The sequence below is a fragment of the Paraburkholderia aromaticivorans genome, from assembly GCF_012689525.1.
GTDB classification, from domain to species: domain Bacteria; phylum Pseudomonadota; class Gammaproteobacteria; order Burkholderiales; family Burkholderiaceae; genus Paraburkholderia; species Paraburkholderia aromaticivorans_A.
In genome coordinates, this window is the sequence record NZ_CP051515.1 from 253,742 (window position 1) to 267,929 (window position 14,188).

Below are 14,188 nucleotides of genomic sequence, written 5' to 3' on the forward strand. Positions count from 1 at the left end.
GCGCGGCCGGCGGCGCGGGTGCTGCTGAAGGCGCAGCAGGCGTGGCTGCGGACGGCGCATTCGACGTCGCCGCAGCACGTAAGCGGTCGATGCGGGCATGAGCGAGCGTGGCGAAGCGGCCGTTCGGATAGACCTTCAAATACGCCTCGTAGTCGCCCGGGTAGTTGCTGTCCTTGATCGAATTCCAGAACGTGATTTCGTATTGTTCGCTGCTGTCTTTCGGCAGGATGCCTCTGCTGTGCAGCGTGACGATGGGATTGTCCCGCGCTGTGGATGCAGCGTCGGCCGTCAGCAAGGGCCGAGGAAGCGACGAGGCAAGCCACGGCGATTGCTCGCCGCCAGTCGCGTCGCGAACCTGCGCTGCGACGCGTTGCAGCAGATCCGCCAGCGTTAGCGACGGAGCACTGTCGAGCGCGTGCAGCCATGCATTCGTATAGACGCCATGCCGTGCGCCGTCCGCCGCAAAGCCGCCGGGCGCGGTTGCGTAGGCAACCACCGTATTGCCGGGAAGCGCTGACGTATCGTCCGTCAGGTTCGCCGAGAACGGATCGTTCAGACACGTATCGAGGATCACGAGATTGAGCCGGCCGTCACGCGGCCCGCGCATTGCCTGCAATACGGTGTGCAGATCGACACCGTTGCTCACGACCAAAGCCGGCGAGCGAGCATCGAGTCCTGCGGGAATGAGCAGTGTTTGCGGGCCGATCCGCATGCCGTGTCCGGCGAAATAGAAGAGACCGACACCGCCCGCCCGTAAGCGCTGATGAAATTCGCCGATGGCCTCGCGCATTTGCTGCGGCGTCGCATTCGTGCGCATGATGACGTCGAAGCCGAGCGTCTGGAGCCTATCGCGCATGGCTGCGGCGTCGCGTGGCGCGTTCTCCCACAGTGCATCCACTTGCGGGTCGTCGCGATCCACACCGTCCGCACCATACGCGCCGTTACCGATCACAAGCGCGATCCGTGGAGGAAGCGCGTTGCCTCGTTGTGGCGTGAACGGAGTAACCAGCGTGAGTGGCAAACTCGGCGCACTCGCACCCCGCTCGACGCCATCACGTTGCGGCGCCGCAAAAGCATCGCCCCAATGCGCCTGCATTGCCCCGGCCATGCACACCAGCATGAATATTCGCCACATCTTCACATCCTGTTTGTTCCGGACAGAACATAGGCAATCGAGGACCGCACAACTCGCAGCCGCCGCCGGAGTGAATCGCGCGAACATCGACGCCGCTATCGACCATCCATCTGCAACCTCTTAATAACGATAGCACGCGCTTTGCGCGCCACAACTGTCCGCGTGCCCCGAATGCGTCATACGGTTAACGAGTGTGGCGTATCTTTTTGGCAAGTTACGTCCTAAGCTAATTCACAAAGTAGGGCGGCAAGCTCGTTTTAACCAGGTGGCCGTCCAATCGCGCGTGCGTCCGCGACATCCAGCCGGAACGCCCGGCCTGCCTTGTGCAGCCGAGCTGGCCATGACCCCTCTTCGGGAGAGTGCGCTATGCGAAGAACCGTTAGCCCCGTTGTTCTCGACGTGCGTCATGGATCGAATGCGCGTCGCGAGGTATTGCGCCGAACGTTGCGCGCGACGCTCGTCCTCATGTTCGGCAACATGGTGCCGAGCGTCTTTGCGGCGGCCGAGCACACGGCGTCGCCGCCGGGCGCCGAGGAATACATCATCTGGCCATCGGACGGCACGGTGATTCACGGCGGCAAGTTGTGGGTGCGCATGGGACTGCGGAACATGGGTGTATGCCCGAAGGGCGTCGTGTTCCCGAACACCGGCCATCACCATTTGCTGATCGACACTGACCTGCCGCCGCTCGATCAGGAGATCCCATCGGATCGCAATCACCTGCACTTCGGCGCGGGTGAGACGGACGCGCGGATCGAGTTGCCGCCGGGCAAGCACACGTTGCAGCTCATTCTCGGCGACCACAACCACGTGCCGCATGTGCCGCCTGTGTATTCGAAAAAGATCACTATCACCGTGCTAAAAGACTAGCGCGATCCGTTCGTTCAACGCGGGTCCGTCAGGACGGAGAGACCTTCATGTACAAGATCATCGCGGTCGCGGCGCTCGTCATGTCGGCGGCATTCGCTTCGCCGAATGTCGCCATTGCAGGTACGACGCCGGCGCCGGCCGGCGCCCACGCGTATATCGGCTATCCCAACGATGGCCAGGCGGTGCCTGCCAACAAGCCGTTCAAGGTGTGGTTCGGCCTGCGGTACATGGGCGTGGCGCCGAAAGGCGTCAAGTATCCGAATACCGGCCACCATCATCTGCTGATCGACACCGACTTGCCGCCGATGGATCAGGAGATTCCGTCGGATCGCAATCATCTGCACTTCGGTGCGGGTGAGACGGAGACCATGATTCAACTCCCGCCAGGCAAGCACACGTTGCAGTTGCTGATGGGCGACGACATGCATGTGCCGCACAATCCGCCGGTGTATTCGAAGAAGATCACCGTCATTGCGCGGTGACGCGCGCTTGTGCATTGCGCGGCGTGACGCGGCGCGCCGGTTAGCGCCCCAGTGTCACGCCGCAACCAACAATTTCGCACGGGTTGTTGGCCGCGATCCACCATCCTCCGCGCGTCGCTTCACGGCTCCATCTCGCGTTCGCCGTCCGGCCAGCCCCGCAACCCTTTATCTACGGCATTCCGGCATATTTCTTAGGAGAGGAAAGCAGTCCTGGCACAGCCCATGCATTAGTGACACTCGAGCAGACAAGTTGCTCGAACCCAACCGCAAACTGTGCTGTATTCCCTTCCAGGAGATTTACCATGAACACGCTGATGATCAAAGACCTGTCCATCACCGAACAACTCGACAGCAAGGCCATGAGCGCCGTGCGCGGCGGTATGGGCTACTATCCGTCCTCGTCGTACTTCAACTTCATGCCGGTGTATGCGCCGAACAACAGCAAGACCGTCGACGCCACCCAACTGATCAACACGACGATGAACATCCAGAATGCCAACGGCAACAACGCAGCGTTCGTCGCCGGCATCTCGACAACGATCGACCCGCACGTGACCGCGAGCAACAACATCAACGTGCACTAAACGGCGCAGGCCGCCGCGGAGGCGCGACAGCCTCCGCGGACTCTCACCGGCCGCTCCTCAAAAAGATTTCGCAGCCAATCGTTCTTTTCACGCCACCCCCGTTTCACCGCCCGATTCCCGCGCCGATCTTCTTGCATCGCTTCGATGGTGAAGCCGCGCAGGAGATGCTTTACTTAAAGGGCGCGCGCTTCTCGTGCAACGAAGTGGGCGTCATCGGAGACCATCGTGTCAGCGTTGCTTTCATCAGCTCGTCAGCGCTTCTTTCGCAGGACATCCGCGCTGCGCAGCGTTTGCGCGGCGACGGTATGCGCGCTCTCGCTGTCGGCCTGTATCGATGTCAGCATGCCCGACTACAAGCGTCCCGACACGCCCGCCAAGGCCTCGTGGTCGGATCAGAAAGGCTCGCCCGTATCGGCCGCCGCGACGATCGAACCCGACTGGTGGAAAGGCTTCCACGATCCCTATCTCGACACGCTGATCGCAAAGGCGATTGCCGGCAACTTCGATATCAAGGTGCTGGCCGCGCGTATCGACGTGGCCGGCACGCAGATCGGCGAAGCCAAGGCGGGCGCCTTGCCGACCATGGATCTCGGCGCCGGCGCCGATTTCGAAAAGACCACGCACCAAACCTTCTCGAAGCAGTACAACCTCGCGACCCAGGTGAACTGGGATATCGATATCTGGGGCAAAGTCGAGAAGGGTGTGCAGGCGCAAAAGGCGGAATTCCACGCCAGCGAGGCGGACTGGCGCGCCGGTTATCTGGAACTGGTGTCGAACGTGTCCAGCACATACTTCCAGATTCTGCAATTCGACGACCAGATCGAACAGCAACAAAAAACGCTCGAAACGAACCGGCAGATTCTCGCGATTTACGACGGCCAGCGCCGCAACGGCCTCGTGCCGCAAACCCAGGTGTTGCGCCAGCAGGCGGAGATCAACCGCCTGACCAATCAGCTGCTTGAGCTGCGCCGTTCGCGCGCGCTGGCCAACAACGCGCTCTGTACGTTGACCGGCGTGCCGGCGGGTGAGTTTCAGATGCCCAAGGGGCATTTGCAGCAGCGCGTGCAACTGCCGCCCGTGCCAGACGGCTTGCCCGCACAACTGCTCGCGCGCCGTCCCGACGTGGTGGCCGCCGAGTTCAGAGTGCTGGAATCCTACGACCTCGTCGGCCAGGCCAAGCTCGCGCAACTGCCGACCATCAGCCTGACCGCGCACGGCGGCACCGCGAGTTTCGCGCTGACCGATCTGCTGAAATCGTTCACCTACGGCTTCATGCCCAGCATCAACATTCCGCTGCTCGATCCTGGCGTGCGGGCGCATGTGAAAGTCACCAAAGCGCAATCGACGGTGGCCGAGCAACAGTATCGCGTGGCAGTGATGGCCGCGTTCGAGGAAGTGGAAAACGCGCTGGTCAACGTGAATTCGCACAAGGAACAGCGCGTGGAGTTGCAGCAGGAGGTGTCGCGGCTGCAGATCGTCGCGGACCAGATCCAGTCGCAGTTGCGCCTCGGCGTGGTGTCGCAACTGGAGGTATTCGAAACCGAACGGACCTTGCTTGAGGCGCAGCAGGAACTGCTCGCCAACCATCAGCAGATTCTGTCCGACACGGTGTTGCTTTATAAAGCGCTGGGCGGGGGCTGGCCGAGCGTCGACGTGCAGACCGAAGTAAAGGAACACTGAGCTAATCCGCAATGTGGCGCGCAGCGTGGGGTATTTCGGCTGCTTTCGACGCACTCGTTGCCTTCATAACCGACGATCGGAAAATTGACACTCGCCATGTGTGACTTACAATCATTAAGGAGTCGGCTTTTGCACGGCTCACACGAACAATATCTTTTCGCCGTAGTCCTTCGTCCCGTTTCCGTTGCGCTCTCGCTGCAACGGGTAAACGCTTAGTGATCCAGATAAAATGGCCGCCGGCGAAGCTCCGATTGCTGAGATGCGCGCGACAGAAGACGCCGCGTTCGACGTGGTGTTGTCGCCGGCTGCGTCCGCGCAACGTCCCGCGCTCGACGCGATCCGTATCGTCGACAACCTGTTCGCAATCGGGCGCAGCGAAGCACCTTTTACCGACTATCCCGCCGAGCGCATTGCGCGCCTGTCCCGCCGTCATGCGCGGGTTTTCACGGAACACGGCGCGGTCTACGTCGCCGACCTCGGCAGCAAGAACGGCACGACGGTGAACGGCGTGGCGGTGCGGCAAACACCGGCGCGCGTGCGTGCCGGCGACGAACTGTGCTTCGGCGGCGAGCTCTGCTACCGCGTGAGCATCGAGCCGCGCGCGCGTATCGTGGCGGTCGCCAGTTCGTCCGCCGCGCCGGGACTGCTGCTGGTGCCGCAGCGCGACGACCTCGACCTGCAACCTATCGAGGTGCAGGCATTTCCGTTTCTCGTCAGCAAAGCGGATGAAGTCTTCTCGCGCTACAAAGACCGCTATCCGCATCAGGTCAACTACATCTCGCGCCGGCACGCGCACATCTTTCTGAAGGGCGGTGAGCTCTATGTCGAGGATCTCGGCAGCACCAACGGCACATTCGTCGGCGGAAAGCGGCTGGACGAATCCGCGCTGCCGCTGGTAGAAGGAGACCTCGTTGCATTTGGCGGGGACCACTTCGTCTACAGGGTGACGCTGCAGACACCCCCTGAAGTCGAGCCCACCGTGACACAGCTATTCCTCAATCCGGCCGCCGACGAAGCGGCGGATCCCGACAAGACCACCTTTGTCGGCGCCGCGCATTCATTCCTCGATATCTTTTGCGTCGACCCCGGCCTCCAACGTGAAGACGAAGTCAACGAGGCGGCACAGCCCGCGTCCGCGCATGCGAAGCGCGACGCGCCGACGGGCACGGCAAGAGGGGCGACTGGCACGAACGGAACCAACGGTGCGAATGGCGCCGCCAACGCGGCTGCCGCGAAGGGCCGGTCGCGCCGTTGGCGCTTGCTCGCGGGCGAACTCGGCAAGGCGTTTGCCATCGACGATCGCGCAAGCGTGCGGCGTATGGCGACATGGGGCGGCGTGGGCGTCGTGGTGCTGGCGGCGATTGGAACGACGCTGTATATGCGCGGTTCGTCGGAGCGCGAATTGAAGAACCTGCTGGCGAACGGCGATTACTCGAGCGCGGTCACGGCGGCATCGGGCTATCTGGCGAGCCATCCCACGGATACCAAAGTCAGCGCCCTCGCGAGCGAAGCGCTGTTGAAGGCGAAGCTCCCCAACTGGCTGAATGCGCTGCAAAAGGCGCAGTTCGATCAGGCCGACGCGTTGCTCAAGGAGATGCGTTCGTCGAGCGCAAACAATGCGGACGCCGCGTCGTTGATCAACGAGCTGCAATGGGTGGGCGATCTGGAGCGTTTCGTCGCGGCGCGCGGCGGCATGGACGCGCCGATTCGCATGTACGCGGACGAGGGCACGATCAACAACCTGCTGCAACGCTGGGAAGACGACGCGAAGAGCCATCAGCGCGCGCTCGACCGCATTGCCTCCTACGTGCCCGTGTTCGCCGATCCCTATGCGCAGGCGCTGAGCCATCTGCGCAAACTGGAAAGCGACGATTCGGTGTATCTCGCCGCCATCGACCGTCTGAATGGGACGATTCGCACCGAACTGGCGCGAGACAAACCCGACGCGCTGCCTCCCGTGCTCGACGATTACGCGCAGCGCTATCCCCGTCTCGCGGGCATAGACCGGGTGCGTCAGGATTTGCGCCAATACACCGATTTGTTGAACGCAGCGCTGAGCCGGCAACTGGTGCCGTTGCTCGCGATGTTGAAGTCGGCGCACTTCAGCACGCCGCCTTTTCAGGCGCAGTTTCAACAACTGGCGACGAGCCGTTTGCCTTCGCCTGATGTGATTGCGCGCCACGACGCGGTGACGGCGGCCTGGCAGCGCGGCGACGCACAACAGGCGCTTGCCGGTCTGCAGGCCATGCCCGCGGGGCCGTGGTCCGACGTGCTCGCGGCGGAACTGGCGCACAAGAAGGCGCTGCTCGATCAGTATGCGCAGCTGCAGAAGACGCGCGGCGACAAGGATTACGACCAGCGTCTGCTGTCGTTCTACGCGAGTCTCGATCCGGCAACGGACGTGTGGTTCCTGCAATCGATCCAGAAAGACGTCGCCGCATTGCACGACAAAGCGCTGGCGCGTGCGCAAGACCTGCTGCTGCGCGCCCAGAGCCTGTGGAAACAGTATCGCGCGGGCGGATCGATCGGCGGTACACAGCGTCTCGAAGCCGGCATTTCGCCGGGATTTCGCAGCGAGGCGCGTCTGCTTTCCGATGCGCAAACGTCGGCGCAACAGGGCATGCGTATCTACACGCAATTGAAGGCGGATCATCCCGCCGACTTCGACCGTCTGCTGGCGGACATCGAAGCCGAAGCCAATCTGCAGCGCCGTTCGCTAACGGAGTTGCGCATGGTGCTGGACCCGGGACTTCTCAAAGCGAAGCTGGCATTGATCGGAGGCGAGCAGAGTGAAACGCGACAGTCACCCTAAGCCGTTGTCGGAGGCACTGGAAGATCACAGCGTCGAGGGCATCGCTATTCTGATGGCGGAGCCGGTAAAGCTCGCGCGCGCGCTGATCTGGGCGATGGTCGCGTTGGTCGTGGTCGGTCTGTTGTGGTCGTTCGTGGGGCGTGCCGACGTGATCGTCAGCGCGCAGGGCACCTTGTCGCCGGAATCCGAGGTGCGCCGGATCTATGCACCGATCGACGGCGAACTCGCCGATCTGTATATCGCTGAAGGGCAACCCGTGCAGAAAGGCGACGTGCTGGCGCGGCTGAATGCGCGCGGCGCGATCGAGGCCGCCAGCAATGCGTTGCAAGCGCAACTCAAACTGGAAGACGCCGAGCGTGACTGGAAGCAGTTTCCCGAGAAGAAAGCGCTCATGGAGCGTAAAGCCGCCGCGCTCAAGACACAGATGGAAGTGGAAGCGCGCCAGCATGAAACCCGCGTCTCCGAAGGCACGACCAAACTCGCTGAAGGGCAGAAGGCCGAACTCGACGAAGCGCGTAGCAATCTCGACAATGCCCGGCGAGTTCGTGAAGCGGCGCGTCAGGAACTGGACCGCTACTCGCGGCTTTTCGCGCAGCCGGGCGGCGGCGGTATTGCCGAATTGCAGGTGGAACAGAAACGCACCGCGGCAATGGAAGCAGATAACGCGTACCGCGTCGCGCAATCGAAACTCGCGGAACTGGATTTCCGCTTGAGCCACGAATATACGCAGGCGAATGCGCAACTGGAAACCAGCGGCCAGCAGACCACCGACCTGCAGCTTCAATACGATTCGGCTGTGCGCGACATTACCGACGCGGAAGACAAGTTGCGCCTGCAACTGCAAAGCGCGCGACTGGTGTCCGAAGCGGCCGCGCGGATTCGCTTCGAGAACATCGACAAAGACAATTTCCTGCTGATTCTCGCGCCGGTCTCGGGCGTCATCACCGACGTGACGTCGACCCAGCGCGGCGACAAGATTCAGGCGAACGCGCCGCTCGGCGGCATTGCGCCCAAAGACGCGCGGCCCGTGCTGAAGATCGAAATCGCCGAACACGATCGTGCGTTTCTCCATGAGGGCCTGCCGGTCAAACTGAAATTTAACGCTTTTCCGTATCAACGCTATGGCCTGATCAGCGGCACGCTGGCCTACATTTCGCCGGCCACCAAGCCGTCGGCGACGGACAAACAGCCGGTCTACGAAGGCCGCGTCACGCTCGACAAAAATTACTACCAGATTGCCGACACGCGTTATCCGTTGCGCTACGGCATGACGGCAAGCGCTGAGATCGTGGTGCGCGAGCGGCGCCTGATCGATCTGGGTCTCGATCCGTTCAGGCAGGTGGCGGGTTGACCGCACGGATCACACGTCAATTAAAGGAGCGGATGAAATGACCGCGATAGTGCGAATTGATGACGAAGTCGTGGACGTGTCCGAGTTCATTCGTCTTCTGAAACTGACGGGCCAGTTCGAGAGCCTGATCGAGCAGATCGTGCGCGACAAGCTCACGGTGCACGCGGCGAAAAAGCAAGGCCTGGCCGTCACCGCCGACGAAATCCAGCAACGCGCCGATCAGTTCCGTCGCGTGCGCGGCCTGCATCGCGCGACGGATATGAATCAGTACCTCGACGCGCTCAACGTCAGTCTCGACGAGTTCGAGGCCTTCATTACCGACGGGCTGTATCAGGAGAAGATGCTCGACGAGATCGGCAACGAGGCCGCGATCAAGGACTACTTCGCGCTGAATTCGCCGAAGTTCGACGCGATCGAAGTGAGCCACATCGTGCTCGACAGCGAGGGCAAGGCGAAGGAAATGATTTCGTATCTGCACGACGATCCCGACAGTTTCGCCGACATGGCGCGCGAGCATTCGATCGCGGACACGCGCGAGGCGGGCGGCGTGATCGGCAAGGTACTGCGCGGCTCGTTGAAGCCGGATATCGAAGCGAAGATTTTCAACGCGGCGGTGGGCGATCTGCTGGGACCGTTTCCGTCGGCGGACCGTTCGTGCTTCGAGATTTTCGCCGTGACGGCCAAATATCCGGCGACGCTCGACGCCGACGTGGCCTCCGAAGTCCGGCGCCTGCTGCGCGAAAGCTGGTTGATTTCACGCGCCCAGGAGCACGTGATCGAAGCGCGCTAGCCTGTTCGAGGCCGCACGCTGTATTAAAACAACCCAACGACACGCCGATTCGAGGTCCGTAAGCACATGGATGCACCCCAGACCACGCCCTCCGCAGCCGAGTTTCTCACCTCGGTGGAAATTCTTTCGCCGTTTTCGCGCGACGAGATCGAGCGTCTTGCCGAATATGCGCAAGCGCGCTTCTATGCGTTCGGCGAAACGGTGTGCTCCGCGGGCGAGACGGCTGACGGGCTGTATGTGATTCGCTCGGGTTCCGTGCGGATCTTTACGGAGGAGCACGGCAAGGAAACCAGCATGGGAGTGCGCAAGTCGGGCGAGATCTTCGCCGATATTGCGATGTTGCGCACCTATGTCCACGAAGCGTCGGTGCGGTCGTCGGCGAAAACCGAGTTGCTGTTCATTCCGCGCGCCGCGATCGAGCCTGTGATCGCGGGCAATCAGGCCGCGTTGGCGTTCGTTGCCAGCTATGTGGCGATCAATTCGGCGGGCGGTTTCGTCGCGCAGTTATTCGATCTGCGCGGCAAACTGAATAAGGCCGAACTCGAAGAGTATGTGCGCAGCGTCGGCGTGAAACGGGTGGCCGCAGGCAAGGAAATCCTCAAGCAGGACGGACGCGAGGACCGGCGCCTGTACGTGGTGCGCCATGGCGAAGTGCGTATCGTGCGGCACGAGGAAGGGCATGACTACACGCTCGCCACGCTCGGTGAAGGCGAGATATTCGGCGAGAAAGCGTGTTTGATGCGCCAGGAGCAGATGGCGTCGGTGGTCGCGACGACCGATACGCGGTTGCTGGTGATTCCGGAGCGCACGGTCCATTTCATTCTCGAACGCAATCCGAAACTGCGTGAGGTGCTCGACGAGCGGATTCGCTACGGTGACCGCGAATTGCAGCGGCAAAAGCGGGTCGAGCAGCGGCGCAGGTTGCCGCTGATGCTCGATTTGCAGACCAAGCCCGCGATGGGCGAGAAAGTCATCAAACGCTTCGCGCTGGTCGAACAGGCGGAAGAAATGGATTGCGGCGCGGCGTGCCTTGCCATGGTATGCCGCCACTACAGCATTCCAATGACGCTCGGCAAATTGCGCGAACTCGCCAACGTCACGACTCAGGGCGCGACGCTCGACAGTCTCGCTCGTGCCGGCGAATCGCTGGGCTTTACAGCGCGCGGCGTGCAATGCACGTTCGATTCGCTACGTGGTTTCGATCTGCCGTTCATCGTGCACTGGGAAGGCTATCACTACGTCGTGGTGTACGGGCTCTCCAAGGATTACGTGTGGGTCGCGGACCCGGCGGTCGGCTTCAAGAAAATGACGGTCGAAGATTTCGAGCGTGGCTGGAGCGGCACTTGTCTGCTGTTTACCGGCGGACCGCATCTGCTGCAAATGTCCGCTGCGCGTTCGCCGTGGATACGCTTTGTCGGCTATCTCACGCCGTACAAAAAGATTCTCGGTCACCTGTTTCTCGCCACCTTCGTGATCCAGGTACTGGGCGTGATTCCGCCGCTGATTATCCAGAACATTCTCGACGGTGTGATCGTGCATCAGAATGTCAGCCTGCTGCATCTGCTGATCGGCGGCCTGATCATCGCGAATGTCTTTTCGCAATTGATGTCGTCGATTCGCGCGTATCTGGCGAATTTCATGGTGCGCAACATGGACTTCGCGATGATGTCGCAGTTCTTCAAGCACACCATGTCGCTGCCGTTTTCGTTTTTCGCCAAGCGCAAGACCGGCGACATTTTCGCGCGCTTCCAGGAGAACCAGACGATCCGCGCCTTCCTCACCGAATCCACCGTCACCACGGCGTTGAACCTGCTGATGGTCTTCATCTACTTCACGATCATGTTTGTCTACAACGTGAAGATGACGCTGGTGCTGATCGCGTTCGTGATTCCGATCATGGCGCTGACCGCGATCGCTACGCCTAAGATCAAAGGCTATGCGCGCGAAGTGTTCACCGCGTCGACCGAGTCGAAATCGTTTCTGATGGAAGCACTCGCCGGCGTGGAGACCATCAAGGGCATGGGCATCGAGCGGCCGGTGCGCTTGCGCTGGGAGAAGAAGTACGCAAAGGCGCTCGAAGTGCAGTACCGCGCGCACGCGTTCAGTATTCTCGTCGGACTCGGCAGCCAGTTGCTGAACGCCGCGACGACGATTGCGATTCTCTGGGTCGGCGCGAATCTCGTGCTGGCGCGCGAAATGACGATCGGTCAGTTGATCGCGTTCAACGCGTTCATGGGTAGCGTACTGGGTCCGCTAATGGGCCTGGTCGGCTTGTGGAGCATGTTGAACGATGCGGGCGTGGCGATGGAACGTCTCGGCGACGTGCTCGATATCGAACCCGAGCAGAAGCCCCAGGATTTGCCTTCGCGTGTGATGTTGCCGGAACTGCAAGGCGAGATCAGCCTCAGCGGCGTCTATTTCCGTTACGGCGAAAACGACTCGGCGTACGTGCTCGAAAACATCAGCTTCGATATCAAGCCCGGCGAACTGGTGGCAATTGTCGGGCGCAGCGGGTCGGGCAAGACGACGCTCGCCAAATTGCTGGTCGGCTTCTACACGCCGACCGAAGGCAAGATGACGATCGACGGTTACGATCTCGGCGTGGTCGACAAAGCCTATTACCGTGCGCAGATCGGCTACGTGATGCAGAGCAATCTGCTGTTCTCCGGCACGATTTCGGAGAACATCGCGAGCGGCGACGACGCGCCCGATCGGCGCCGCATCGAGGAAGTCGCGAAGATGGCCGACGCGCACGGATTCATCAGCAAGATGCCGCTCGGCTACGAGCAGATTGTCGGCGAGCGCGGAATTGGGTTGTCCGGTGGGCAGATCCAGCGGCTGTGCATTGCACGGGCGCTGTATCACGATCCGCGTCTGCTCGTATTCGACGAAGCGACCTCGGCACTGGACTCGCAATCGGAGAGCAATATCCTCGGCAATATGCACGACATTCTGAAGGGCCGCACGGCGGTGATCATCGCGCACCGGCTCAGCACGATCATGCGTGCGGACAAGATTCTCGTGCTGTATGAAGGGGCGATTGTCGAACAAGGCCGTCACGACGAGCTGATCCAGCGCGGCGGGATGTATTACCAGCTGGTCCAGAAACAGTTGAGTGCATGATGATGAAAATACTCGACCAGATTGAAGAGGCCAGCCCCGCGATTTCGTACGCGGGCCTGATCGAGCGGATCGAGATTTTACGCTCGACATTGCGCTGGTCGTCGCGGCTGGAGCGCGCGGACATCGACAAACTGCTCCGGCAAGCCACCTCGCTGCGCGACGAGGTGATGCAACTCTCGCACAAGGAGCGCTTCGTGCAGGCGGCGGTTGCCGCCGAGCCGCAAGCGAGCGCCGACCAATCGCGCGGCGCGCGCCGCAAAGCGCTGCTCGAACGCAGTTTCATTTTCGAAGGGACGTTTGGCGACAATCCGCGCCTGCTCGAATCGCTCGAAATCGCCGAGAAAGCGGCACCGACCGATTTGCCGGTTTTGATCGACGGCGAGAGCGGCACCGGTAAGGAGTTGATGGCGAAGGTGATTCACGCCAACGGCTCGCGTTCCGACAAGCCGTTCATTTCCGTGAACTGCGGCGCGATTCCGGACAATCTGCTGGAGTCGGAATTGTTCGGCCATCGCAAGGGTGCGTTCACGGGCGCTTCGAACGATCGCAAGGGAAAATTCGAAAGCGCGCATACAGGTACCATCTTTCTCGACGAAATCGGCGAGTTGCCGCTCGCCGGCCAGGTGAAGCTGCTGCGTGTGCTGGAAGCGCATGAGATTCAGCGCGTCGGGTCCGATGAGACGATTGCGGTGGACACGCGCATCGTCGCGGCGACCAATCGCAATCTGCGGCGGCTCAGCGAAGAGGGCAAATTCCGCGAGGATCTGTTCTACCGGCTTAGCGTGATTCATGTGACGTTGCCGCCGCTGCGGGAGCGTCGCGATGAAATTCCGCTGCTGATCTCGTGGTTCGGCGACGAAGCCGCCGGCACGTTAAAGCGCAGGCCCGTGCGAATGACGCCGCGTCTGCGGGACTTTCTGCTGAACTATGCGTACCCAGGCAATATCCGCGAGTTGCGCAACGTGATGTATCGCGTGTCGTGTCTGGCCGGCGATATGGCCGATGTCGATCATTTGCCGGTGGACATGCGGCCGGCGGCGCCCGGATCGGCGGCGGCGTCCAACGCCGCGACCGCGACGGGGCAGGAGCCGATCAGCGTGGCTAACCTGATGTCGCTGAGCGACGCGAAGCGTGCGGCCAGCGACGACGCCGAAAAAGCCTTTCTCGAGCGCGGCCTTCGCGAAGTGAGCGGCACGGTCGCGGAACTGGCCCGTCGTATCGACATGAACCGGTCGCATCTGCAAATGCTGTTAAAGAAACACGGCCTGCATTCCAAAGACTTCCGCAACCGCAATCAACCAGGCGCGAACAAGAACGGCGCGGAAGATCGCGACGACGAAGACAATGAGACGTGAGACCGC

General features: G+C 61.5%; 9 protein-coding genes and 1 pseudogene. 9 read left to right on the plus strand and 1 reads right to left on the minus strand.

Translation table 11 applies throughout. The annotated features are described in order from the left end of the window. Positions 1 to 352: 352 nt before the first annotated feature. Positions 353 to 1,222, minus strand: a pseudogene (locus HF916_RS52035) (caspase family protein); the annotation flags it as partial. Between the two features lie 279 nt (positions 1,223 to 1,501). Here HF916_RS52035 and HF916_RS13035 point away from each other — a divergent pair. From HF916_RS13035 to HF916_RS13075, 9 genes are all read left to right on the plus strand, one after another. Beyond that, the gene (locus HF916_RS13035) at positions 1,502 to 2,005 is read left to right on the plus strand and encodes a DUF4399 domain-containing protein (protein ID WP_168789365.1); all 504 of its coding nucleotides are present in this window, start codon (positions 1,502 to 1,504) and stop codon (positions 2,003 to 2,005) included. A 47-nt stretch (positions 2,006 to 2,052) separates the two neighbouring features. Then, the gene (locus HF916_RS13040) at positions 2,053 to 2,487 is read left to right on the plus strand and encodes a DUF4399 domain-containing protein (RefSeq protein ID WP_168789366.1); all 435 of its coding nucleotides are present in this window, start codon (positions 2,053 to 2,055) and stop codon (positions 2,485 to 2,487) included. A gap of 302 nt (positions 2,488 to 2,789) precedes the next feature. Then, positions 2,790 to 3,071: a hypothetical protein gene (locus tag HF916_RS13045; RefSeq protein WP_168789367.1), complete on the plus strand. Its 282-nt coding sequence runs from the start codon at positions 2,790 to 2,792 to the stop codon at positions 3,069 to 3,071. Positions 3,072 to 3,296: 225 nt separating this feature from the next. After that, positions 3,297 to 4,751, plus strand: coding sequence for an efflux transporter outer membrane subunit (locus HF916_RS13050; protein ID WP_168789368.1), 1,455 nt, complete (start codon positions 3,297 to 3,299; stop codon positions 4,749 to 4,751). 229 nt (positions 4,752 to 4,980) lie between these two features. After that, on the plus strand, positions 4,981 to 7,563 hold the full coding sequence (locus HF916_RS13055; RefSeq protein ID WP_168789369.1) for an FHA domain-containing protein: 2,583 nt from the start codon (positions 4,981 to 4,983) through the stop codon (positions 7,561 to 7,563). After that, complete coding sequence (locus HF916_RS13060; RefSeq protein ID WP_168789370.1) at positions 7,541 to 8,914, plus strand: HlyD family efflux transporter periplasmic adaptor subunit; 1,374 nt, start codon at positions 7,541 to 7,543, stop codon at positions 8,912 to 8,914. Before HF916_RS13055 ends, HF916_RS13060 begins: the two co-directional genes overlap by 23 nt. A 37-nt stretch (positions 8,915 to 8,951) precedes the next feature. After that, on the plus strand, positions 8,952 to 9,704 hold the full coding sequence (locus tag HF916_RS13065; RefSeq protein WP_168789371.1) for a peptidylprolyl isomerase: 753 nt from the start codon (positions 8,952 to 8,954) through the stop codon (positions 9,702 to 9,704). A gap of 66 nt (positions 9,705 to 9,770) precedes the next feature. Further along, complete coding sequence (locus HF916_RS13070; protein ID WP_168789372.1) at positions 9,771 to 12,827, plus strand: peptidase domain-containing ABC transporter; 3,057 nt, start codon at positions 9,771 to 9,773, stop codon at positions 12,825 to 12,827. After that, positions 12,827 to 14,182: a sigma-54 interaction domain-containing protein gene (locus HF916_RS13075; protein WP_168789373.1), complete on the plus strand. Its 1,356-nt coding sequence runs from the start codon at positions 12,827 to 12,829 to the stop codon at positions 14,180 to 14,182. The genes HF916_RS13070 and HF916_RS13075 overlap by 1 nt, the downstream gene beginning before the upstream one ends. The last annotated feature ends 6 nt before the right edge of the window (positions 14,183 to 14,188 follow it).